The 22799-nt window shown below is 70.4% G+C and carries 19 protein-coding genes and 1 pseudogene; 6 read left to right on the top strand and 14 right to left on the bottom strand.

Features of this window, described 5'->3' with window-relative positions:
• Positions 1-552 (top strand): annotated as a pseudogene (locus tag HDC37_RS03225) (dTDP-4-dehydrorhamnose 3,5-epimerase family protein); the annotation flags it as partial.
• Positions 553-613: 61 nt separating this feature from the next.
• Here HDC37_RS03225 and HDC37_RS17580 read toward each other — a convergent pair.
• From HDC37_RS17580 to HDC37_RS03185, 8 genes are all read right to left on the bottom strand, one after another.
• Positions 614-1876, bottom strand: coding sequence for an LGFP repeat-containing protein (locus HDC37_RS17580; protein WP_374939131.1), 1263 nt, complete (start codon positions 1874-1876; stop codon positions 614-616).
• An 824-nt stretch (positions 1877-2700) separates the two neighbouring features.
• The gene (locus HDC37_RS03215) at positions 2701-3015 is read right to left on the bottom strand and encodes a hypothetical protein (protein WP_179558915.1); all 315 of its coding nucleotides are present in this window, start codon (positions 3013-3015) and stop codon (positions 2701-2703) included.
• A gap of 377 nt (positions 3016-3392) precedes the next feature.
• A complete protein-coding gene (locus HDC37_RS03210) occupies positions 3393-4526 on the bottom strand; it encodes a glycosyltransferase (protein WP_179558914.1) in 1134 nt (377 codons plus the stop codon).
• A complete protein-coding gene (locus HDC37_RS03205; RefSeq protein WP_374939125.1) occupies positions 4526-5977 on the bottom strand; it encodes an LCP family protein in 1452 nt (483 codons plus the stop codon). Before HDC37_RS03205 ends, HDC37_RS03210 begins: the two co-directional genes overlap by 1 nt.
• Positions 5974-6441, bottom strand: a complete 468-nt coding sequence (gene purE / locus HDC37_RS03200; protein ID WP_179559111.1) for a 5-(carboxyamino)imidazole ribonucleotide mutase — start codon at positions 6439-6441, stop codon at positions 5974-5976. Before purE ends, HDC37_RS03205 begins: the two co-directional genes overlap by 4 nt.
• A 413-nt stretch (positions 6442-6854) precedes the next feature.
• Positions 6855-7988, bottom strand: a complete 1134-nt coding sequence (locus HDC37_RS03195; protein ID WP_179558913.1) for a 5-(carboxyamino)imidazole ribonucleotide synthase — start codon at positions 7986-7988, stop codon at positions 6855-6857.
• Positions 7989-8164: 176 nt separating this feature from the next.
• Positions 8165-8749 carry a PH domain-containing protein gene (locus HDC37_RS03190; protein WP_179558912.1) on the bottom strand — a complete coding sequence of 195 codons (585 nt, stop codon included), beginning with the start codon at positions 8747-8749 and terminating at the stop codon, positions 8165-8167.
• Between the two features lie 75 nt (positions 8750-8824).
• Positions 8825-9622 (bottom strand): biotin--[acetyl-CoA-carboxylase] ligase, encoded by a 798-nt coding sequence (locus HDC37_RS03185; protein WP_179558911.1) that lies wholly within the window; start codon positions 9620-9622, stop codon positions 8825-8827.
• Between the two features lie 361 nt (positions 9623-9983).
• Here HDC37_RS03185 and HDC37_RS03180 point away from each other — a divergent pair, with 361 nt between their 5' ends.
• Positions 9984-11582 carry an acyl-CoA carboxylase subunit beta gene (locus tag HDC37_RS03180; protein ID WP_179558910.1) on the top strand — a complete coding sequence of 533 codons (1599 nt, stop codon included), beginning with the start codon at positions 9984-9986 and terminating at the stop codon, positions 11580-11582.
• Positions 11579-11851, top strand: coding sequence for an acyl-CoA carboxylase subunit epsilon (locus HDC37_RS03175; RefSeq protein ID WP_308472066.1), 273 nt, complete (start codon positions 11579-11581; stop codon positions 11849-11851). The genes HDC37_RS03180 and HDC37_RS03175 overlap by 4 nt, the downstream gene beginning before the upstream one ends.
• A 253-nt stretch (positions 11852-12104) precedes the next feature.
• On the opposite strand, the gene HDC37_RS03170 is transcribed toward HDC37_RS03175, so the two are convergent.
• The 4 genes from HDC37_RS03170 to HDC37_RS03155 are packed head-to-tail and all read right to left on the bottom strand — an operon-like array spanning position 12105 to position 16388.
• The gene (locus tag HDC37_RS03170) at positions 12105-13157 is read right to left on the bottom strand and encodes a hypothetical protein (protein ID WP_179558909.1); all 1053 of its coding nucleotides are present in this window, start codon (positions 13155-13157) and stop codon (positions 12105-12107) included.
• Positions 13154-14407: a sensor histidine kinase gene (locus tag HDC37_RS03165; protein WP_179558908.1), complete on the bottom strand. Its 1254-nt coding sequence runs from the start codon at positions 14405-14407 to the stop codon at positions 13154-13156. Before HDC37_RS03165 ends, HDC37_RS03170 begins: the two co-directional genes overlap by 4 nt.
• On the bottom strand, positions 14391-15071 hold the full coding sequence (locus tag HDC37_RS03160; RefSeq protein WP_179558907.1) for a response regulator: 681 nt from the start codon (positions 15069-15071) through the stop codon (positions 14391-14393). Before HDC37_RS03160 ends, HDC37_RS03165 begins: the two co-directional genes overlap by 17 nt.
• Before the next feature lie 9 nt (positions 15072-15080).
• Positions 15081-16388 carry a class I SAM-dependent RNA methyltransferase gene (locus HDC37_RS03155; RefSeq protein ID WP_179558906.1) on the bottom strand — a complete coding sequence of 436 codons (1308 nt, stop codon included), beginning with the start codon at positions 16386-16388 and terminating at the stop codon, positions 15081-15083.
• Positions 16389-16438: 50 nt separating this feature from the next.
• Here HDC37_RS03155 and HDC37_RS03150 point away from each other — a divergent pair, with 50 nt between their 5' ends.
• Entirely contained in the window at positions 16439-17089 is a 651-nt protein-coding gene (locus HDC37_RS03150; protein WP_179558905.1) for a nucleoside triphosphate pyrophosphatase, read from the top strand.
• Between the two features lie 93 nt (positions 17090-17182).
• A complete protein-coding gene (locus HDC37_RS03145; protein WP_179558904.1) occupies positions 17183-18949 on the top strand; it encodes a biotin carboxylase N-terminal domain-containing protein in 1767 nt (588 codons plus the stop codon).
• 182 nt (positions 18950-19131) lie between these two features.
• Here the strand turns inward: HDC37_RS03145 and HDC37_RS03140 are convergent, their stop codons facing one another.
• Both HDC37_RS03140 and HDC37_RS03135 read right to left on the bottom strand, forming a co-directional pair.
• Positions 19132-20253 (bottom strand): alpha/beta hydrolase, encoded by a 1122-nt coding sequence (locus tag HDC37_RS03140; protein WP_179558903.1) that lies wholly within the window; start codon positions 20251-20253, stop codon positions 19132-19134.
• Between the two features lie 171 nt (positions 20254-20424).
• A complete protein-coding gene (locus HDC37_RS03135) occupies positions 20425-21879 on the bottom strand; it encodes an NAD(P)H-quinone dehydrogenase (protein WP_179558902.1) in 1455 nt (484 codons plus the stop codon).
• An 81-nt stretch (positions 21880-21960) separates the two neighbouring features.
• On the opposite strand from HDC37_RS03135, the gene HDC37_RS03130 reads away from it, so the two are divergent.
• Positions 21961-22794: a purine-nucleoside phosphorylase gene (locus HDC37_RS03130; RefSeq protein ID WP_179558901.1), complete on the top strand. Its 834-nt coding sequence runs from the start codon at positions 21961-21963 to the stop codon at positions 22792-22794.
• Positions 22795-22799: the final 5 nt, after the last annotated feature.

Here is a 22799-nt window from a genome sequence, read left to right as displayed (position 1 = left end):
ATGGTGATTGAGTACGGCAAGACCCTTTCTGTGCTGGAAACTCCGATTCCTGGTGTGCTTGTCTTCGAACTCCCCGTCCACGGTGATAACCGCGGGTGGTTCAAGGAGAACTGGCAGCGGGAGAAGATGCTGGCGATCGGTCTCCCCGACTTCGGACCGGTTCAGAACAACATCTCGTTCAACCGCTCCGCCGGAACGACGCGCGGCATCCATGCCGAGCCCTGGGACAAGTACATCTCGGTCGCGAACGGCAGTGTGTTCGGCGCTTGGGTAGACCTGCGGGCGGGCGACACGTTCGGGCAGGTGTACACGACCAGAATCGACCCGTCGCGCTCCATCTTCATCCCACGCGGGGTGGGAAATGCCTTTCAGACGCTCGAAGAGAATACGGCCTACTCGTATCTGGTGAATGACCACTGGCGGGCGGATGCTCAATACACCTTTCTCAACCTCGCGGACGATACCGTGCGAATAGCCTGGCCGATCCCGCTGGAAGCGGCTGAAATGTCCGAGAAGGATCGTTCACATCCATATCTGGCGGATGTGGTTCCCTTCTCACTCTGACCACCGAGGGTCGGATCCCGGCGCGCGCCCCTGCTCAGGGGACGCCTTCTCAGGGGGTCAAGGTGCCACCCTGGAACTGCTGCGAGCAGGCGCCGCCCGGAGCGCAGATGGCCGGAGCAACTGGATAGCCCCAGGAACCCGCATGTCCACCGGCTCCGACGTACGCCGTCAAGAGGGCACCCGAAACAGCGTGCGCCCCCGTCAGTGCGGTCCAGTAGACCGTCCCTTTCTCGTAGGTCTGAGAACAGCCCTGTTGCGCTAGCCCGCATGCCTCAGGACCGGTCGGGTACCCCAACGGGCCCCGTTCCCATCCTGATGCTGCCCACGCCTGCTGGATGCCACCCCACGTTGCGTGCGCTCCTGTCGCTGCAGACCAATGGATCTTCCCACCCTGGAAGTCCTGGTAGCACCCGTCACCCTGGAGGCCACAACCTTGTTCTTGGACCGGGTACCCGAGCTTGCCCGCAGGACCTCCGAGCCGCTGGTACTCCGCCAAAATCTCCCCGCGAACAGATCGGGCGTCGGTGCGGGCTGACCAGAAGAAGGTCCCGTAGACGAACGTCTGTGAGCACCCAGCGTTCGCCAGGCCACACTCCTCCGCCGAGGTCGGATATCCGAGCGCGCCACGTTCGGACCCTGACCGCGCCCACGCCGCCCCGATCGCGCCCTTCGTGATGTGTGCACCGGTCGCGGCTGACCAGTGGACTTTTCCGCGCTGGAACTCCTGGTAACACCCCTCGCCGGGGAGCCCACAGCCCTCCGGGCCAGTCGGGTATCCCAGTGATCCGCGTTCATACCCGTTCGCCGCCCACGCCTGGAGTATCGACCCCCTCGTGGCCCACGCACCGGTCACGCCTGACCAGTGAATCTTTCCACCCTGAAAGTCTTGATAGCAGCCAGCTCCTTGCAGACCGCACCCCATCTCCTCAGTCGGGTACCCGAGAAAGCCCCGCTCATAACTGTGTCGAGCCCAACCAGCCAGGATAGGAGATCGAACCGAGCGCGCATCGGTCGCGGGGCTCCAGTAGATCTTCCCCGACTGAAAGTCCTGATAGCACCCCTGCGCAGGAAGTCCGCACCGCTCGTCGCTGACGGGGTACCCCACCGGTCCATTCTCACTTCCCGACCTGACCCACGCTGATCTGATGCCCCCTCCCGTGGCGAACGCGCCGCTCGAGGAGGACCAGTGGATTTGGCCGTTCGCGTAGGCGCGGAAGCACCCTCCGTCGCGAAGCCCACAATTGACGTCGGATCGGGCTTGTCCGAGCCAACCTGCCGCGCCTCCCGAGGAGGCGTACTTGGCATCGATCATCGCTGGTCCTGGTGAAGTCGTAGGCCCGAACCAGTCCGTGAAGAGCCGCCAGAAATTGCGATTCCCGTAGGACGAACACGAGTCGCCGGTTCCATAGAGATTGGAAAGGGCTGCGGCATTCGGGACGTACGGGGTGTAGATGTAGAGCCCCGCGGTCGCTTGATTCTCGATGTACACCCGCGCAGATCCGCAGTTCCGGCTTTGCTCATGGTGGTACAGGATGTTGTTCCACCGTCCTGCTTGGTAGCCGAACGAGGTGGGGTTGAGTCTATAGATTTCGTATTGGCGTGCCGCGTAGTACACCTGATAGAAAAAGCCGGCGGTAGCTGAGTCGCACGGCGCGGTGTCGGGACACCCCTGCCCCATCGCCGCCGCGTACATCCGCGCGGAAGGCGCGGTCGAGGTGATCAGGCCTTGCTCCTTCTGGAGGAGGACGAGGAGAACCTGCTGATTGACGCCGCACGAGCGGGCGACCCGGTCGATGATCTCAGCGGCTGACTCGTTCGCACGTCCCGTATAGCCGTTGCAATAACGGTCAGCCGGTCGATTGTCGGTGTTCTGTCGGTAGTCCTTCAGACACGTCGACCCGGTCGCGCAGCGGCTGACTTTTCCGTTCAGAAAGGTCTGTACCTGACCGGCGTCCATGGTCTGCGCGTTATAGAAGACGGCATCCGAGATGATGTTGCCGGCATTCCAGTCCGATGCCGACGCTGCCGACGCTGCCGGGGCAGGTCCGACACTCGTGGGAATGGCGACCAGAAGGCCGCTGACGGCGAGCACCGCAGCAAGTAAACCGACCAGCCGTCGAGTAGTCGAACCACTAGTCATGATCCTGCCTCCAGCATGATGGTGGTTGACTCCGCCCGGTGGGACGGCGAGGAGTAAGTGACTCGGATGTTCCACCCGTCTCCTCCCCCCGAGACGAGGGGGACGGACATGACGCCGCAATACGTCACGTCATTGCTCGGCGCTCCTGTCACGGCCGAGGACGTCCCCACCCCGAGCACTTCGAGCATGCAGGATCCGGTGTCTTCCGAGACCCCGGGCACCATCGCGGTGACTTCGATCGCCTGGCCGATGACGTCGGAGGTAACGATGAGGACCTCCCCATTGAACGGGTCGGCCGTTGGCGCGCTCATATCAGTCCCCGTGCTGGGCGACTCAACCGGCCTTGTGGATTCCTCAGCGACCGGGGCAGGTGACTCACTCCGCGCATCGACCGTCGGCGTGGGCGAATGAGGTTCGGGTAACGGCGACGACGAAACGACGTTAGGTCGATCCGCCGGCGCGGGCACACACCCGGTCGAGGCCCCGCCGACCGCCAGGACAGCGATCACCACCGCGATCAATCGAGGACTATCCCGCGAGAAAGGACCGCGACCGCCCATGGGATGCGAATCACCGCGACGAAGCATGGGACGATTGTGGCCCATGAGGCGTCTGATTACCAAGTGATCTCTGTGACTCGTGTGACGACACGCCGATCACAGTCGATGCGCGGCTGGCGTTCAGCCGCTCAGAGGTCAGCGTGCAGGTGCCAAGCCTTATCGGCCGCCTCAGCCCACGAGAACGCCCGTCCACGGTCCGCCGCGAGCACACCGAGCCGCTCCGCGGCCGTCACCGACCCGAGCGCCTCCGCCAACGCAGACCCGAGCGCCTCGCCCAGCACCGCGTCATCCGCCTCGTCCATGAGCTGGCCACCGTCCGAGATCACCTCGGCGTGCGAATCGGATGCCGCGGCGAGAACCGGCACACCGAGGGTCAGCGCGTCGACCACGCGCCACGGGAACGCCTCGCGCCGCGACGGCGCGAGGAACGCCAGCGCCGCGCCGAACACCGCTGCACGGTCCCAGGTCTCCAGCGCCCCGCGCACGTGCAGGCGTCGCTCCGGAAGCCCCGCGCCCTCGGCGAGGTCGGCGATCGCCGGCTCCTCCCCCTCCGGCGCATCGATCACGACGACGGGCAGGTCCACACCCGATCGCGCCACCGCGGCCAGCGCGACCGCGAGCCCGTCCGACGCGCGCGATGCCGAACCGGCGAGGAGCACGAACCCCTCGGGAAGGTCGAGCCCGCGCCGCCGGCCGACCTCGTCGTTCGGCACGGCGAAGCCGAGCGGCGCCGCGCCGGGGATCACGCGGATCCGCTCCCCCAGGTTCACAACCCCCGCGATCCGGCGTGCGAGCGCGTGCGTGGGCACCACGACGGCGTCGGCGTGCTTCGCGGCGCGCTTGATCATCGCCCGCTGGAACGACAGCGCGCCGCGCGAGAGCTCGCCCGGCGCATCCCACGCGCGGCTGTCCCAGACGGTGACGACGGTCTGGTCGTGGTTGTGCACCCGGTCGTGGCGGACGAGCGGCGCCATCAGCGTCGGAGAGTGGATCATCCCCGCGCCGATACCCGTGGGGGCACCCAGCTGCACGGCCACCGACAGCTCGCGGCGCGGCAGCGCCGAGGGATGAACCCCCGCAAGGCCGGGCACGGCGGCACGCAGCGCCGCGGCATCCGTCTGCGCCGGCACGATCGCTTCGACCTCGGTTCCCGACGGAGCCCCGGCGACGAGTGCCCGGGCGAGTTCGCGGGATGCCTCGGCGAGGTCGTTGTCGGTCGGCACCGCGACCTGGTCGAGCATGACTCGGAGCGTGGCGGTCATCACCCCTCCGGCGTGGGCGTCGGGGTGGGCGGATGAAGGGCGGTGCGCACGAGCTCCTGCACGTAGGCGTAGTCGGGGTCGTACTCGTCGATGCCGAACTCGGGGATCAGCTCGATCGTCGTGACCGGCTGCTCCTGGGCCTTCAGCGCCAGGTCGGCGAGGTAGGGCAGCAGCGACTGCGGCAGGTCGGTCTGGACGATGTCGGCACCGGCCGCGGCGATGTCCTGGAACCGCGTCAGCACCGTCTGAGGAGTGAACTGGTTGAGGATCGCCTGCTGCAGGATGCGCTGGCGCTGCATCCGGTCGAAATCGCTCGTGGTGTACCGCGACCGGGCGTACCACTGAGCGGTGTCGCCGTCCATGCGCTGCAGCCCGGGCTCGATCCACCCGATCGCCCACTCCTCGGCGGGCTGACCGTCGTAGGCGGGCCCGCCGCCCTTGGGCAGCCGTTCAGCGACCTCGATCTCCACGCCGCCGAGCGCGTCGACGAGCGAGGCGAAGCCGTGCATGTCGATGAAGACGTAGTACGGGATCTCGATCCCGAGTATGCCTTCGGCGGCATCCTTCGTCGCCTCGATGGCGGGAGCCGAACCGTTCGCGACGGCGTCGGGATAGAGGGCGTCGCCGTCCTGGCAGACCTCCACCTCGGTGCGGAGCTGGTTGATGCCGCTCCCCCACCCGCAGTTCGGGTCGGCGACGCCCTGGTGGCCGTCGGGATAGCGGTCTTGCATGGGTCCCGGAGCGAACGGGAAGTGCGGCATGTCCCGAGGGATGCCGGTGATCGTCGTCGCACCGGTGTCGGCGTTCACCGACACGACCGAGATGCTGTCGAACCGCATCGAATCCCGACCCTCGCCGCTGTCGGCGCCCAGGAGCAGGATGTTGTAGTAGCCGTCGGAGGGAGGAACGGAGGGGCCGCTCACGCCGAAGATCGCCCCGAGGGTGTCGCGAGCCATGCCGGTGACCTGTGCGGCGTAGCCGACGGTGCCGCTCGCGACGACGAGCAGGGCGACGGCGACTGCGGCGATGCCGAAACGGGCGCCGCGTCCGGTGCGCACCAGGCGGACGAGCCGGAGGGTGTCGATCGTCAGCACGATCCACAGGGCGGCATACGCGATGAGGATCACCTGGATGAGCAGGAGCACGAACCAATTGGTCGCGAGGGTGAGGAAGAAGGTCTGCGCGAACGCGGAGGTGAGCACCGCGCCGACGGCGAGAAGCCACGACACCAGGGTCGCGGCGATGCCGACCCGGCCGAGCCGGCGGTTGCCGGCGACGACCTGCGCCGACCCCGGGAGCAGGAAGTTGAGTCCCACGAGCCACCAGCCGCGCTTGGTCATCATCGCCGTCGAGCCGGCGTCGGGGAAGCGGAGCGGCCGCTCCTCGAGCACACGGCCGCGGGCGGCGGACGATCCGCGCGTCGCCATCCGCGGCGGACTCGACACGCTCACAGCGACTCCTTCAGGCGGCGGTTCTTCTCCTCGACGGCCGCCTCGAGGTCGCGGGCGTACGCCTCGACCTGCTCGGCGACGCGAGGGTCGCCCGCTCCGATGATCCGGATGGCGAGGAGCCCGGCGTTCTTGGCCCCGTTGATCGACACGGTCGCGACGGGGATGCCGGCGGGCATCTGCACGATGCTCAGGAGCGAGTCGAGTCCATCGAGAGTCGCCAGCTGCACCGGAACGCCGACGACGGGCAGGGCCGTGACGGAGGCCAGCATGCCCGGCAGGTGTGCGGCGCCGCCGGCGCCGGCGATGATCACTCGGATGCCGCGGGCCCGCGCCGCGCGGCCGTAGGCCATGAGCTTGTCGGGCGTGCGGTGGGCCGAGACGACCTCCACCTCGTGCGCGATGCCGAAATCGGTGAGCACCTGGGAGGCGTCGCTCATGACCCGCCAGTCGGAGTCGGACCCCATGACCACCCCGACCAGCGGGTCGGCGGCCGCGTGCAGTGGGGTGTCGTGGAGCGGCGCGGTGCGCGCGTCGGATTCAGCGCTCGCGGAAGACCCAGTCACCCGACAAGGCTAGGGCGCCGAACTGGAAGAAGCCCGCAACGGCGCGCAAGCGCCGGTGCTGAAGGTGCTGTCGGCGCGCAAGCGCCGGTGCTGCACGCCCGAACGAAGTGACGCAAATGGTCGCTCACGGCCCCGGGAGACGACAATCTTCGCCACCTCGATCCGCCAACCCCGAACGAAGTGGCGTGATTGGTCGCCCACGGCCCTGAAAGCAGACCATCTCCGCCACCCCGATTCGGCGGGAGCGACGAAACCGCCGAGACCGCGCCTGCGGCGCGAAGACCCCGACCCGGGCCGCGGCGCTGCCGCGCCGGTCAGTCCAGGAACACCGCCGCCGCCGCCCTCGCGGCGTAGGCGACGTCATCGAGGTCGTCGCCCGAGACGTTGACGTGCCCCACCTTGCGACCCGGTCGCGGCGACTTGCCGTAGGTGTGCACCTTGGCCTCGGGGTGGCGGGCCATCGCGTCGGCGAAGCGGTCGGTGAGGCCGCCCTCGGCGGGGCCTCCGAGGATGTTGATCATCACCGTCCAGGGCGCCTTCGGCGAGGGGTCGCCGAGCGGCAGATCGAGCACCGCGCGCAGGTGCTGCTCGAATTGGCTGGTGACCGCGCCGTCCTGCGTCCAGTGGCCGCTGTTGTGGGGGCGCATCGCAAGCTCGTTCACGAGCACACGGTCGGCGGTCTCGAACAGCTCGACCGCCAGCATCCCGGACACATCCAGCCCTTCGGCGATGCCGACGGCGATCTCGCTGGTGACCTGCTGCTCGCGCTCCCCGGTGCGCTGGGCCGGGGCGAGCACCTCGGCGCAGACGCCGTCGCGCTGGACCGTCTCGACGAGCGGGTACGCCCGCACCTCGCCCGACGGGCGTCGCGCGACCTGCTGGGCGAGTTCGCGGGTGAAGGGCACCAGCTCCTCGATGAGGAGCTCGCCGCCGCGACCGTCTTCGGCGAGCGCCGTGAACCAGTCGTCGGCGTCGTGCTCCGACGACACCACGCGCACACCCTTGCCGTCGTAGCCGCCCCGCGGAGTCTTCACCACGGCACGACCGCCGTGATCGGCGAGGAAGGCGGCGACCCCGGCGGCGTCGCTGACCGCTGCCCAGTTGGGCTGGGGCATGCCGAGCTCGGCGAGGCGCCGCCGCATGTGCAGCTTGTCCTGGGCGAACTCCAGGGCGTGCGGTCCCGGGCGCACCGCGATACCGGCGCTGACGAGGGCGCCGAGGACATCCTGAGGCACGTGCTCGTGGTCGAAGGTGACGACGTCGACGTCGCGGGCGAACCGCAGCACGGTATCGGCGTCGCGGTAGTCGCCGACGGCGGTGGCGGCGAGCGCGGCAGCCATCCCGTCGTCCTCGGCGAGGACCCGCAGCTCGACACCCAGCTCGACGGCCGGCGCGATCATCATGCGCGCCAACTGTCCTCCGCCGACGACTCCTACTCGCAACGCCATGGGATGTCCTTCCGCTCGACTGCTTCTTGCGCGCCGTGGCCCTGTCGCGCCGTGCCTCTTCTACGCGCCGTGGCCGTTTTCGCGCCGTGGCCATCTTCGCGCAGTCAGCGGGTTCGCGCAGACGTCGCGGGCGCACCGGCGACCGACACCCCACCCCCCGGCGGGACCCGACGATCTCAGCCGAGCTGCGGCAGGGGCGGCGGTGGTCCGGGCGGGTAGGGCCCCGACACCGAGGACTGCGCATCTCGATGCGCGAGGATCTGGTTGACCTCGACCTGGTCGACGAGCACCTCGTGCACGAGCACCACGCCGGGGACGTTCTTCATCCGGAGCGGCTCGTCGGCGCCGTTGGAGAGGGTGAGGGTCCCGGCCCCCCACATCCGCTGCAGAATCCCGCGACGCACCTCGATCGTGTATCCCCGCACGTGCGAGAGGTCGCGGCGCCGGGTAAAGAAGATCCCGGAACGCTCGATGACCCGTCGCGTCGTGATCGTGTAGACGCGACTCCACCACGCCAGGAACGGCAGGAGCACGAGGAGGAACACGACCACGGCGGCGGCGGTCAGCAGCATCCAATTCTCGAACGGCGCCGGAAGGTTCCCCCAGAGGAAACCGGCCGCGCCGGCGACGGCGATGAGGATGAGCGCCGACCAGAAGAGCCTCCTGGCGTGTGAGCGCACCCGGGCGATCCGCAGCTCGGGCGCCGGCACCCCCGGTGCGGGAGTGGCAGGACGCCCGGCGAAGCTGGTCGGGTGCGTCATGCACCCATTGTCGGGGCAGGGTGCGACATTCCGGCGCACCACACCCGGTGAGCGCCGCTCCCACTCGGAATCGGGTCAGCGCACGTGCACGACGTCCCCGGCCGAGACGGCGGTCTCGAGGCCGGTGGCGTCTTCCACCACGAGCCGCCCGTCGGCGTCGAGCCGGGCGGCTCGGCCGGTGAGGCGGGTGCCGTCGGGCAGCTGCACGGCGACCTCGGCGCCGAGGGTGGAGCAGAGGGCGCTGACCTCTCCGAAAACACCGGATGCCGCGGCATCCCCGCGCCCGACGACCAAGGCGGTGAGCTGCTCGTCGAGAGCGGAGAGGAAATCGGCGAGGAGGTGGTCGTCGTCGCAGGTGAGACCGAGGGCGGCGAAGGAGATGGCGGTGTCGACGGGGAGGTCGGCCCGCGTCATCCGCGTGTTCACGCCGGCACCGACGACGACGGTGTCGGGATCGCCCGGGACGACTTCGGCGAGGATGCCGCAGACTTTGCGGCCGTCGATGAGGACGTCGTTCGGCCACTTCAGCGTCGCCGAGTGGGGCGTGCCGCGCAGCTGTGCGCCGACCGCGCGTGCCATCGCGGCGCCGGCGACGAGCGGGATCCATCCGCGCGCGGCGACCGGGAGTTCGGGGACGCGGACCACGACCGACATCGCCAGGGCGGTGCCGGGCGGGGTGGTCCAGCTGCGGTCGAGGCGGCCGCGCCCCGCGCGCTGGTCTGTCGTGAGGAGGACCGACAGGTGCGGCCAGCCGGCGGGGTCGGCGCCGGCGGCCGCGAGAACGTCGGCGTTGGTGGAGTCGGTGGACTCGGTGATCTGGACGCGAGGGCTGACGGCGGCGGCGCGGGGATACCCGTCGGTGGGGATCGGCATGCCTTCACCCTATGGGCGGGCGGTCGGGTGCGCGGGGGGCTTGCGCGGCGGGGCGGCCGGCGCTGCGTGTCCGCTGCGTGTCCCAGAAGCTGCGTGGAACACCGCGGCAGGCGACACCTTCTCGGACGTCGCCCAGACGGTGTCCTAAAAACTGCGACCTGGCGCCGCTGTGGCCGCACCGTGTGCGACACCAAGCAAGGCGGCGACGACACCCAGCACGGCGGCGGAGACACCCGCCAAGGGCACCACCGAGGGACGGAGCCGGGCACCCGGGGCAGCGAGCGCGTGTCGCGCGCCACACAGCGGAACCGCCGACCGCTTGTGCGAACCCTCCAAGGGCTCATCAGCCCCCGCCGATAGGGTGGAACCCGTGACCGATCAGCCCGACCTCTACACGACCGCCGGCAAGATCGCAGACCTTCGGGCCCGCTATCAGGAGGCCGTTCTCGACGCCGAGGCGACGGCGCAGCAGAAGCAGCACGCCAAGCACAAGCTCACCGCCCGCGAACGCATCGAGCTGCTGGTCGACACCGGCTCGTTCGTCGAGTTCGACGAGTACGTCCGCCACCGCACCACGGCCTTCGGCATGGACAAGTCCCGCCCCTACGGCGACTCCGTCGTCACGGGCACCGGCACGATCCACGGCCGGACGGTCGCGGTCTACGCGCAGGACTTCTCCACCTTCGGCGGTTCGCTCGGCGAGGTCGCCGGCGACAAGATCATCAAGATCATGGAGTTCGCCCTTCGCGGCGGCATCCCGATCATCGGGATCCTCGACTCCGGGGGTGCTCGCATCCAGGAGGGCGTGGTCGCGCTGGGGAAGTACGGCGAGATCTTCCGCCTGAACACCGCCGCGTCGGGCGTGATCCCCCAGATCTCGATCATCATGGGGCCCGCCGCCGGTGGCGCGGTGTACTCCCCCGCCCTCACCGACTTCGTCATCATGGTCGACAAGACCAGCCAGATGTTCGTCACCGGTCCTGACGTCATCAAGACTGTCACCGGCGAAGACGTCGGGATGGAAGAACTCGGCGGCGCGCACACGCACAACACCCGATCGGGCGTGGCGCACTACCTCGCCGAGGACGAGGACGATGCGATCGACTACGCCCGTACGCTCCTGGGGTTCCTCCCCGACAACAACATGTCGGAGCTGCCGGTCTACGAGACGGCGTTCGAATTCGAGACGACCGACGCCGACCGGAGCCTCAACACCGTCATCCCCGACTCGGCCAACCAGCCGTACGACATCCACGGGGTCATCGCGCACCTCGTCGACGACGGTGATTTCCTGGAGGTGCAGCCCCTCTTCGCCCCCAACATCGTCATCGGCTTCGGCCGGGTCGAGGGGCGTACGGTCGGGGTGATCGCGAACCAGCCCTCGCAGATGGCGGGGACCCTGAACATCGACGCCGGTGAGAAGGCGAGCCGGTTCGTGCGCTTCTGCGACGCCTTCTCGGTGCCGATCCTCACCCTTGTGGACGTGCCCGGCTACCTCCCCGGCACCGACCAGGAGTGGACGGGCGTCATCCGTCGCGGTGCGAAGCTGCTGTACGCCTACGCCGAGGCCACGGTGCCGCTCGTCACCGTCATCCTGCGCAAGGCCTACGGCGGCGCCTACATCGTGATGGGTTCCAAGCAGCTCGGCGCCGACGTCAACCTCGCCTGGCCGACCGCCGAGATCGCGGTCATGGGCGGTCAGGGCGCGGTGAACATCCTCTACCGCGGCGAGATCAAGCGCGCCGAGGACGCAGGCGAGGATGTCGCGGCGGTGCGCACTCGCCTCGCCAACGAATACACCTACAACGTCGCGTCGCCCTTCCTCGCCGCGGAGCGCGGTGAACTCGACGGGATCATCGAGCCCGCGCAGACGCGCGTCGCCGTGGCCAAGGCACTACGCTCGCTCCGCGGCAAGCGGGCGAGCCTTCCTCCGAAGAAGCACGGGAACATCCCGCTGTGAACGCGACGAGCGACCCGCACGGCGCCCCGGGCGGGCCCGGTGACGCCTCCGGCGAGACCCTGCCCCCCGTCGCGATCGACGTGCGCCGCGGGGCACCCACCGAGGAGGAGCTCGCCGCGCTCATCGCCGTGGTCAGCGAGGAGTACGCGGCCGAATCGGCGGGCGCCGTCGCCGATGACCGCGTCTGCCGGAGCGCCTGGTCGATCTCGCAACGCGGGCTGCGCCAGCCGCTTCGTCGCGACGTCGGGTGGGGTCGGTACGCGGGCTGAGGCCTGCTCGAGATCAGTGGATTTGTCCCCCAAACTACCTACAGACAGACCGTTTCCGACCTTGCATACTGGAGGAGCTGGAACGCTCTGCGTTCGGCCCGACCGCCCGTCGTCTCTTCGACGGTCCAAGCGGTTTGGCTGTGCGAACGGTTTTCGGGTAACCGTTCGCTCAGGCGAGGGGCGGGCGGCTTCGCCGCCCCTCGCCTCCTCTCCCTCCCGGAGATGAGGCCCGGAGAAAGCCGGTGCGGCGAGGTCACCGACCGGGGTGGTCGATCTCCCGCCACAGGTCGACGGCATCCTCGTCGGACAGTCCGTTGTCGGTGCCCGAGCGCCCCACGACGGTGACCGCCACGCGCGTGTGCGGCGAGGTGCGGATGTACAGCCGGTCCGAGGTGGCCGCACGGAGCGTCTCGGCGAGCTCCGCGCGGATCACCGCGAGCGAGCGTTCGTCGATGCCGTCGAGGCCGCCCTCGTCGAGCATCGTCACCGACGCCCCCCGGCGCCGCAGGCGCTCGACCTCGGTGCGCACGTCGTCATCCAGCAGGCGCGGCCCTCGCATGTCGTCGCGGAGCCGCCCCTCGGCAAGGCGTGCCTGCAGCCGCTCCTCGGGTGTCAGCCGGCCGCCCGTGGACACGGTGCGGGTCAGGAGGGGTCCGGCGATCGCGAGGGCGCGCTGGACCTGGATGCGCCGCTCCCGCTGGCGGGTGAGCTGCGAGGCCTGCCAGGCCGACGACACCCGCTGCAGCTCGGCGAGCTGCGCGGTGTCACGCGCCGCTCGGTCGAGCCCGCGGATGAGCAGCTGAGCGACGACCACCCACACCACCGATCCGACCAGGCCCAGCTGGAGAGCGGCGATCGGTCCCATCCACAGCGAGGACAGGAGCGCGAGGATTCCGGTGCCGACCCAGGCGTAGATCGCGCGGCGACGGGCCATCACGATCGTCATCAGTGCCCCGATGCCGCCGAGATACCAGGTGGCGAAAGGTTCGGTGCGGATGTCGGCGGCGACCCCCATCGAGATGGCGGCGGGCACGATGACCGCGTTCGCGATCGCGAGGAGGGCGATCCACACCGGCAGGCGCGTGGGTCCGCGCACGCCCGCGGTCACCGAGGCGTCGACGGGGTCGTCGGCGGTGAGCCGGGGCTCCCAGAAGATGCAGAGCCAGGTCGTCGGGAGATACAGCAGCAGCGCCGCGATCACGAGCGACGGGTTCTGAACGTCCTCGGTCCACCAGAGCCCTCGCCCTGCGAGGTAGGCGGTGAAGGCGAAGGCAAGGCCGAGCAGGATGCCGCGGACGCTGATCATGACGACACCGGCCGCCATTCCAGCGTGACCGTGGTCCCCTGCGGGGTCGGTTCGACGGTGGCGATCCCGCCGACGGCGGCGACGCGGGCGACGATCGACGCTCGGATCCCCAGCCGGTCGTCGGGGATCGCGTGCAGGTCGAACCCCTCCCCGGCGTCGGAGACGGTGACAGCGATCCGGTCGGCCCGCCCCGACACGCGAATACCGAGACCCGCGCCGCGCGCGTGCTCCACGGCGTTGGCGACGGCCTGGGTCGCGGCGAGGGTGAGGGCGCGGGCGACACGTCCGGGTAACGGCGGGGTGGCCGGGTCGATGTCACGACGGCGCTCGGGAGTCGCGCCGAGGTTCTCGGCGGCGCGTTCGACGGCGTCGGCGAGTGCGGCGGCGTCGGTGGGCTCGTCGCTTCCCTCCTCCACCCCCTGCTCGGTGTTGGCGAAGCGGGTCAGCGCCTCACGAGCCATCGCCACAGCAAGGGTGCGCTCGCGTTCGGTGTCGGCGCGTTCGCTGGCGATGAGGGCGGCCAGCACGCTGTCGTGCATGAGAGCGGCCACGGCGATCCGCTCCTCCTCCGCGGCATTGGCGGCCGCGGCGCGGGCGTAGCTGGCGACAGCAGTGGTGCGGGCTGCGTCGACGTCGGCGGCGATCCGCCGGAACACCCGGCCGAGGGTGATGAGCATCATCCCGAGGATGAGGGCGAAGGAGACGTCGAGCACCAGCGGAATCCACAGCTGGGGCGCGGCGTCGGTCTGGAGGATGCGGACCGAGCCGAAGAACATCGGCACCATCAGCGTCCACGCCACCTGCCACATGAAGGGCACGACGACGACCGAGGCGACCGTGGCGACATTCACGAGGTACCAGATCCAGGGCTGCGTGGTCGGGTCGGACGGCTGACCAACGGTGGCTGCGGGCCAGAGTGCGAGGGCGACGACGTAGCAGACGCAGAACAGGGCGGCGAAGGTCCGCACCGCCCGCCCGAGCGCGCACGCGATGAGCATCGCCGCCAGCGGGCCGAAGGTGAGGATCATCAGCGGCAAATGCCACCCGGGGGCCTCGTCGCTCGGATTGAGTGCGCTGAAGAAGGCCTGGGCGCCGAGGATCAGGCATCCGAGCGCGATCGCGATGGTGAGGATGCGTTCGACCCGTTGCCGGGTGAAGGAGCCGAGGGATGCCGCGCCCTCCGGTCCCTGCGGAATGCGCCCGACGGCCTCGGGGGGCGCCGCGCGCTGCGCCTCAGCGCCGACGCTCATGGCCGACCGATCCGTCCGCCGCCGGCGGGGTCAGGATGCCGTCCTCGATCGCGCGGCGCATGAGGTCGAGTTTGGTGGGCGCCGGGCGCCCGACCTCGACGTACTTCACCCGCACGCGCGTGATGTTCTCCTTGGCCGTGGAGTACGCCACCCCCAGCCGCTCGGCGACGGCACGCAGCGGCAGTCCCGCCGCGTACAGGCGCAGGACGTCGCGCTCGCGCGCCGACAGCTGGGCGTCGGCGAACGCCCGGTCCCCTTCAATGGCGCTCGCCCACTCGACGTTGTTGAGCGGCTCGCCGCGGGACACCGTGTCGATGGCGGCGGTGACATCGTCGATGCGCGAGGACTTGCTGACGATTCCCGCGGCTCCCGCCAGCAGCGCCTCGCGCACCGCCTCCGGCCGGTCGGCGACGCTGTGGATGATGACGCTCGAGCCGTCGCGGACGAGCCGGCGCACGTTCTCGGACACCGTCGTTCCGTCGCCGAGGGTGAGATCGAGCACGACGACGTCGGCGGGCGAAGAGGCGCTGAAGGCCCGCCAGTCGAGGTACGCGGCCACCGAACTGCCCGAGAACACCACGGTCTGCGCGCCGACGCGGGCGCAGGCGGCCTCGAGCCCGAGGCGCACCGACTCGTGATCGTCGATGAGTGCCACGCGGGTCATGTCAGCACTCTATCCACGCCGCCCCTCGCCGGTGAGCACCGCCACCGCTTCGACGTGGTGGGAGTGGGGGAAGAGGTCGATCGCCTCGACGACGGCGGTGTCGTAGCCGTGGTCGCGGAAGGTGCGGAGGTCCCGCGCGAGCGCGACGGGGTCGCACGCGACGTAGACCACGGCGGCGGGGGTGAGCGCCGCGACGGCGTCGACGACGTCGCGCCCGGCGCCGGCCCGCGGCGGGTCGAGGAGGATCGTGCCGCGCGCGAGGGCCTCAGCGTCGGCGCGTCCGAGCCCCTGCGCCAAGCGCGGGAGCCAGCGGTCGACGCGGCCGGTCTCGGCGCGCATGGCCGGCCATGCGGTGAGGTTCCGCACGGCATGATCGGTGGCACGGCGGTCGGACTCGACGCTGATCGTCCGGGTGCGCGGACCTCCGAGGTCACCGAGAGCCGCCGCGAAGAGCCCGACACCGCCGTAGAGGTCGAGGTGCAGGGCGCCGGGGTCGAATGCGCCCGACCGGCTCAGTGCCGTCGTGACGACATCGGTGAGGGTCTCGGCGGCCAGGCGATGAACCTGCCAGAAGCCGCCCGCATCGACGCGGAACGCGCGCTCGCCCACGTGCTCGATGATCACCTCGTGGGCGGAAGGGTCGGCCGCGATCGCCGGGCCGCGGCGGGTGCGCTCCGGACGGGGGATGACGCGCACCCGCCCGTCGGAGGGCTGGACGAGGTCGACCCTCCCCGGTGCGGGGCGTCCGAGCGATCCCAGCGCCTCCTCGATCTCGGCCGTCGCGAGCGGCAGCTCGGTCACCTGCACCACCCGGTGACTGCGCACGGCGTACGGCCCCACGGCGCCGCGGGCGTCGACATGAAGGCTCACGCGCGTGCGCCAGCGTGTGGCATCCGGGGTTTCCGCTCCTCGGGTCGAGGTGCCTGCCGGCGCCATCGTGACCTCGCGCTCGGCGCCCCCGACGCGGCGAAGAGCGTCCTCGACGACGCGCTTCTTCAGCGCCCGCTGCGTCTCGAGTGCGATGTGACCGAAGTCGGCGCCGCCGGGGCGGTTCGCCGGGGGCGTCGCGAGATCGGCCTGGGCCCAGACGTGGGGTCGTCGATCGGATGAGGCACGGGCGACCTCGACGACCTCGGCGCGCCAGAACGCCTTCTTCGATGTGTCGACGAGCCGCACACGGACCTCCTCGCCGGGAAGCGTGTCGGGAACGAACACGACCCGGCCCCGCTCCCCCTCTCCCGCGCCGTGGCGGGCGACGAAAACGCCTCCGTGGGCGACGTCGTCGATGCGGAGATCGAGCTCGTCACCGACATCCATCCCTCAAGCCTATGACCGACCGGGCCACGTGCCCTCGCTAGCGTGGTGTCATGCGCGTGCTCCTCGCCTCGACGTCACCGGCCCGTCTCATGCTGCTGCGCAGCGCCGGCATCGAACCCGAGACCCTCGCTCCCGACGTCGACGAGGAAGCGGTCATCGCCGCGGTCGAGGCCGGAGAGGGCCGCACGCTCACCCCGCAGGAGCACGTCCTGCTGCTCGCGCGACGGAAGGCGGCGGATGTCGCGGCGCGCGTGGTCGCGGACGATCCCTCGTTCACGGGGTTGGTGATCGGCGGAGACTCCATGTTCGAGCTCGACGGCGAGATCCTCGGCAAGCCCTACGAGCCCGCGGTGGCGGTCGCGCGGTGGCGCGAGATGCGCGGGCGCACCGGCGTGCTGCACTCGGGACACAGCGTGTTCCGCCTCGCCCCCGGTGCGCCCGCACACGAAGAGCACGCCGTTGCCGAGGCGTCGGTGAGCTTCGCCGCCGACGTCACCGACGACGAGATCGACGCGTACGTCGCCACCGGGGAGCCGCTGCAGGTCGCGGGAGCCTTCACCGTCGACAGCCTGGGTGGGCCCTTCATCGAGCGCGTCGAGGGCGACCCGTCGACGGTGGTCGGGATGTCGCTGTCGACCCTGCGACGGCTCATCACGCGCCACGGCGTGAGCTGGACCTCGCTCTGGGCGACGTCCGGGTGACGCGCCGCGTTGTCGTTGGACGCCCACGTTTCTCCTCGGTTCTTGTACGAACCAGTCAAATGACCGATCATCCGCGTGAGTAGGCTGGCCATCATGCCTCGAATCGCCAAGGTGCTCATCGCAAACCGCGGCGAGATCGCCGTCCGCGTCATCCGTGCCGCCCGCGACGCCGGGAAGGCGTCCGTCGCCGTGTACGCCGACCAGGACCGCGACGCCCTCCATGCCCGCCTCGCCGACGAGGCCTACGCCCTGGAAGGCACCACCAGCGCGGAGACGTACCTGTCGATCGAGAAGATCCTGTCGGTCGCCCGCCGCTCGGGCGCCGACGCGGTGCACCCCGGGTACGGATTCCTCGCCGAGAACGCCGACTTCGCCCGCGCCGTGATCGCGGCGGGCCTGGTGTGGATCGGGCCGTCGCCCGAAGCGATCGAGGCCCTGGGCGACAAGGTCACCGCACGCGCCGTGGCCGAGAAGGTCGGCGCTCCCCTGGCTCCCGGCACGCCGGGGCCGGTCGCCGGCGCCGACGAGGTCGTGGCCTTCGCCGAGTCGGTCGGGCTCCCCATCGCGATCAAGGCCGCGTACGGCGGCGGCGGGCGAGGCCTCAAGGTCGCGCGCACTCTCGACGAGGTGCCCGAGATGTTCGAGTCGGCGACCCGCGAGGCGATCGCGGCCTTCGGCCGCGGCGAGTGCTTCGTGGAGAAGTACCTCGACAAGCCCCGGCACGTCGAGACCCAGTGCCTCGCCGACAGCGCCGGCAACGTCGTGGTGGTCTCCACCCGCGACTGCTCGCTGCAGCGCCGGCACCAGAAGCTCGTCGAAGAGGCCCCCGCACCGTTCCTCACCGACGAGCAGAACCGCATCCTGTACGACGCGTCCAAGGCGATCCTCCGCGAGGTGGGGTACCTCGGCGCGGGGACCTGCGAGTTCCTGATCGGGGCCGACGGCACGATCTCCTTCCTCGAAGTCAACACCCGTCTCCAGGTGGAGCACCCCGTCTCGGAGGAGGTGACCGGGCTCGACCTCGTGCGCGAGCAGTTCCGCCTCGCCGAGGGCGAGGAACTCGGCTACGACGACCCGGCGCCGGTGGGGCACTCGATCGAGTTCCGCATCAACGGCGAGGACCCTGGGCGCGGCTTCCTCCCCCAGCCGGGCCCCATCCACGTCTTCAAGACCTTCGGCGGCCCGGGCCTGCGCCTGGACTCCGGCGTCACCGCCGGCGACAGCGTCTCGGGGGCCTTCGACTCGCTGCTGGCGAAGATCATCGTCACCGGCCGCGACCGCGCCGAGGCGCTCGAACGCGCCCGGCGCGCCCTCGACGAGTTCGAGGTGGCGGGACTCCCCACCGTCCTGCCGTTCCACCGCAAGGTCGTGCGCGACCGCGCCTTCACCGCCGAGGACGGCGCGTTCGGGGTGTACACGCGGTGGATCGAGACGGAGTTCGACAATGACATCCCGCCGTGGGACGGCGAGCTCGACGCCCCCGCCCCCGGCGAGGGCCGTCATACGGTCGTCGTCGAGGTCGCCGGCAAGCGCCTCGAAGTGAGCCTCCCCGACCGCGTCGCCACCACCTCGCACACGGCCGGTCGGCCGGCAGCGGTGCCGCCGTCGCGGCGATCGCACACCGCCTCAGCCGTCGCGGGCGCCTCGGGCGACGCGGTGAAGGCGCCGATGCAGGCGACGATCGTGAAGATCGCCGTGACCGAGGGGCAGCAGGTCGTCAAGGGCGACCTCGTCGTGGTGCTCGAGGCCATGAAGATGGAGCAGCCCATCCAGGCGCACAAGGACGGCACCGTCGGCGCCATCAACGCCGACCCGGGCACGACCGTCGCGGCCGGGCACCAGCTGCTGACGATCGCGTAGCGCCGCACCTGCGCGGCCCGCCGCGCCGCGGCATCCCACCCTCCCTCCCGCCCGCGTCCGGCACGTTGTCCGGCGCGTTTGGGGCGGATTTCTCCGTTCGGGGCGCGACGATCGCGCCCCGAACGGAATAGTCCGCCCCGAACCCGGGATGAACGCACGGGGACGGCGCGCGGTGGGACCCGCTACCCTGCGCGGAGCTTTGCCAGGAATGCCACCGTGCGCTCGAACGCCACATCGCCCTCGGGCACCTGGACGTCGGGGAAGAAGTAGAACCCGTGGGGCATCCCCTCGGGGAAGTAGCCGTCGACCGCGACGCCCTCGGCGGCGAGCGCCTCGGCGAACGCCCTCGCCGAGTCGACGATCGGGTCGTGGGTCCCGGTGGCGAGGAAGGTGGGCGGGTAGCCGGTGAGGTCGCCGTAGATGGGGCTCGCGAGCGGGTCGTTCCAGGGCGTCGTGGGCAGATAGGCCCCCCGGATGAACCCGAAGAACGCGCTGTCGTAGACGATCCCGCGCGGCGCCTGCGCCTGGAACGACGGCCACCGCTCCTGCGCGAAATCCACGAACGCGCCGTACATCAGCACCGCGTCGGGGGCGGCGAGCCCGCGCTCGCGTGCGAGGAGGGGCAGCGCCGCAGCGAAGTTCGATCCCGCCGAGTCGCCCGCGACCGCCACCCACGCCGGATCGCCGCCGAGCCGGTGCGCGTCGGTGCGCAGCCACGCGTAGAGGTCGGCGACATCGTCGAGCGGAGTCGGGAAGGGGTACTCCGGCGCGAGCCGGTAGTTGGCCGAGACCACGATCACCCCGTTGTCTTTCGCGAGGCGCCGCGTGATGTAGTCGGTGTCGGCCGCGGAGCCGACGGTGAACCCCCCGCCGTGGACGTACAGGATGACGCCGAGCGCGTCGCCCGCGGCGACGCCTCGCGGGCGGTACACCAGGGCGGACGCGACCCCGTCGCGGACGGGCAGGTACACGGTGTCGACGTCGACGTCGGGAACCGCCTCCGCGCCGGTCGGCGGCACGAGGTCGGGGTCGGGCTTGACCCGGTCCTGCCCGATGTAGCCGGTGCGCACCGGGAGGATCATCATGTCGCGCAGCGCCACAGGTTGGCGGTTGTTGGCGATCACCCGGTAGGAGGGCATCGCCGGGTCGTCCGGATCGATGTAGCTCAGTCCGTCGATCTCGCGGACGACGGTGACATCGACCTGGCCGTCGGGAATCGACAGCAGCGAGGGATCGATCGGACCGGATGCTGCGGGAGCGGCGTCGGCGCTCGACAGCGAGCGCGCCGCGGGGTTGATCGGCACGGGGGCAGTCTAGAGGCGGGCCGGGGCGTTTCGACCTCCCGGTCGTTGGGCGAGGAGCGTTTCGACTCCCTGCGCTCGCTCAACGACCGAGGAGGGTGGCGTAACCCACCGGTCGTTGAGCGAGGAGCGAAGCGACGAGACGAAACGCGTCCCGCGCGCTCAGCGACCGGGTCAGACCTGGGCGGCGTCCATCGGGCGGTCGACGATGTGCATCGCGCGCGCGGCGTCGGTGATGCTTCCCGACAGCGAAGGGTAGACCGCGAACACCCGCGAGACCTGATCGACCGTGAGGCGGCGCTCCACGGCGATCGCGATCGGGTAGATCAGCTCCGAGGCACGCGGGGCGACGATGACGCCGCCGATGACCGTGCCGCTCCCGCGGCGGGCGATGAGCTTGACGAACCCGTCGCGCACGCCCATCATCTTCGCCCGCGGGTTGGCCGAGAGGGGAAGCTTCAGCACGAGTCCGTCGGCGTCGCCGGAGGTGACATCCTTCTCCTGGAATCCGACCGTGGCGATCTCGGGAGCGGTGAAGATGTTCGAGGTGATGCGGCGCTGCTCGAGCGGGATGACGACGTCGCCGAGGGCGTGGAACACGGCGGTGCGGCCCTGCATCGAGGCGACCGACGCGAGCGGAATGAAGGTGGTGCAGTCGCCCGCGGCGTAGATGTTCGGCACGCTCGTGCGCGCGACCCGGTTGACCTGGATGTGACCGGAGTCGGTCATCTGCACCCCGGCCTCTTCGAGGCCGATGCCGGCCGTGTTCGGAACGGCGCCGACCGCCATGAGGCAGTGACTCCCCTCCACCACGCGGCCGTCGCCGAGCGTCACCCGGACGCCGTCGCCGGTGTTCTCGACGCTCTCGGCGCGACAGCGTGACAGCACCGTCATCCCGCCGCGCTTGAACACCTTCTCGAGCACGGTCGCGGCGTCGGCATCCTCTCCGGGGAGCACCTGGTCGCGGCTGGAGATGAGCGTGACCTGGGCCCCGAGGTTCATGTAGGCCGACGCGAACTCGGCCCCGGTGACCCCCGACCCCACGACGATGAGGTGCGCCGGGAGGGTGCCCATGCCGTAGAGCTGGGTCCAGGTGAGGATGCGCTGCCCGTCGGGCTTGGCGCTCGGAAGCTGACGGGGCGACGCGCCGACCGAGACGACGAGGGTGTCGGCCTCGACCCGGTCGAAATCGGTGCCGCCGATGTCGGTGGAGACGATGACCTCGTTGCGCCCCTCCAGGCGACCGTGGCCGGAGATGATGCGCACCCCCGCCTCGACGAGCGAGGCCCGCATGTCGTCGGACTGCTGGCGGGCGAGGGAGAGCACCCGCTTGTTGACGGCGGCGAGGTTGATCGCGATCTCGGGCTTGAGGGGCTTTCCGCTCTCGCCCCGCGCGAACAGCTGCACGCCGAGATCACTGGCCTCCGAGATGGCCACGGCGGCGTCGGCGGTGGCGATGAGGGTCTTGGAGGGGACGACGTCGGTGATGACGGCCGACCCGCCGACGCCAGCGCGTTCGACGAGGGTCACCTCGGCGCCCAGCTGTGCGGCGGCCAGGGCCGCCTCGTATCCGCCGGGACCGCCGCCCAGGATCGCCACGCTCTGGGTCCGCTCGAAGCTCAACGACATATGACCATTCAAACAGCCGCGGGGCCCTGCCCGGGGGCAGGGCGGTGGCAGGGTGTCGGATCTGGTCCGTATCGTGATCTCATGCATCATCGCCACGACCATCCGCTCGACGACCCGAACGCCGATCCGTTCGCCGTCGCCGCACAGGCGGCCGACGACATCGCCCGCCTCACGGGTGTGGCCCACCACGACATCGCCCTCACCCTCGGCAGCGGGTGGGGGAAGGCCGCCGACCTGCTCGGCGAGACCGTCGCGACCGTCCCCGCCACCGAGGTGACCGGGTTCAGCCGCCCGGCGCTGGAGGGTCATGTGGGGACGATCCGCAGCATCCTCACCCCGGCGGGGCGCCGGGTGCTCGTCATCGGAGCACGCACCCACTTCTACGAGGGCCACGGGGTGCGCCGGGTCGTTCACAGCGTCCGCACCGCCGCGGCGACCGGGGCGCGGATCATGGTGCTCACCAACGGCGCGGGCGGCATCCGCCGGTCGTGGAGCCCGGGCCAGCCTGTGCTCATCAGCGACCACATCAACCTCACGGCCGCCTCGCCGCTCGAGGGCGCGACGTTCGTCGATCTCACCGACCTTTACTCGGCGCGGCTGCGCGAAATCGCGCGCTCGATCGACCCCACCCTCGACGAGGGCGTGTACTGCCAGTTCCGCGGTCCCCACTACGAGACCCCGGCGGAAGTCCGGATGGCCGAGCGCATCGGCGGAGACATCGTCGGGATGTCCACGGCGCTCGAGGCGATCGCGGCGCGGCAGGCCGGGATGGAGATCCTCGGTTTCTCGCTCATCACCAACCTCGCGGCAGGCATCCAGACCACGCCTCTCAGCCATGAGGAGGTGCTGGAGGCCGGACGTGACGCCGAGCCGGTGATCTCCTCCCTCCTCGCGCGGGTGGTGGAGAAGCTGTGACCCCA

Origin of the sequence: Microbacterium sp. AK009 (assembly GCF_013410955.1) — a bacterium.
Taxonomy (GTDB): Bacteria; Actinomycetota; Actinomycetes; order Actinomycetales; family Microbacteriaceae; genus Microbacterium.
This window is presented reverse-complemented; position numbering and strand designations above follow the sequence as displayed.

Coding starts and splice junctions, on each gene's coding strand:
- HDC37_RS03145 (WP_179558904.1), top strand. CDS start 17,183: ATGCCTCGAATCGCCAAGGTGCTCATCGCAAACCGCGGCGAGATCGCC.
- HDC37_RS03195 (WP_179558913.1), bottom strand. CDS start 7,988: ATGGCGTTGCGAGTAGGAGTCGTCGGCGGAGGACAGTTGGCGCGCATG.
- HDC37_RS03155 (WP_179558906.1), bottom strand. CDS start 16,388: ATGGATGTCGGTGACGAGCTCGATCTCCGCATCGACGACGTCGCCCAC.
- purE (WP_179559111.1), bottom strand. CDS start 6,441: ATGGGGTCCGACTCCGACTGGCGGGTCATGAGCGACGCCTCCCAGGTG.
- HDC37_RS03185 (WP_179558911.1), bottom strand. CDS start 9,622: ATGCCGATCCCCACCGACGGGTATCCCCGCGCCGCCGCCGTCAGCCCT.
- HDC37_RS03210 (WP_179558914.1), bottom strand. CDS start 4,526: ATGACCGCCACGCTCCGAGTCATGCTCGACCAGGTCGCGGTGCCGACC.
- HDC37_RS03190 (WP_179558912.1), bottom strand. CDS start 8,749: ATGACGCACCCGACCAGCTTCGCCGGGCGTCCTGCCACTCCCGCACCG.
- HDC37_RS03165 (WP_179558908.1), bottom strand. CDS start 14,407: ATGAGCGTCGGCGCTGAGGCGCAGCGCGCGGCGCCCCCCGAGGCCGTC.
- HDC37_RS03160 (WP_179558907.1), bottom strand. CDS start 15,071: ATGACCCGCGTGGCACTCATCGACGATCACGAGTCGGTGCGCCTCGGG.
- HDC37_RS03130 (WP_179558901.1), top strand. CDS start 21,961: ATGCATCATCGCCACGACCATCCGCTCGACGACCCGAACGCCGATCCG.
- HDC37_RS17580 (WP_374939131.1), bottom strand. CDS start 1,876: ATGATCGATGCCAAGTACGCCTCCTCGGGAGGCGCGGCAGGTTGGCTC.
- HDC37_RS03215 (WP_179558915.1), bottom strand. CDS start 3,015: ATGAGCGCGCCAACGGCCGACCCGTTCAATGGGGAGGTCCTCATCGTT.
- HDC37_RS03150 (WP_179558905.1), top strand. CDS start 16,439: ATGCGCGTGCTCCTCGCCTCGACGTCACCGGCCCGTCTCATGCTGCTG.
- HDC37_RS03135 (WP_179558902.1), bottom strand. CDS start 21,879: ATGTCGTTGAGCTTCGAGCGGACCCAGAGCGTGGCGATCCTGGGCGGC.
- HDC37_RS03170 (WP_179558909.1), bottom strand. CDS start 13,157: ATGATCAGCGTCCGCGGCATCCTGCTCGGCCTTGCCTTCGCCTTCACC.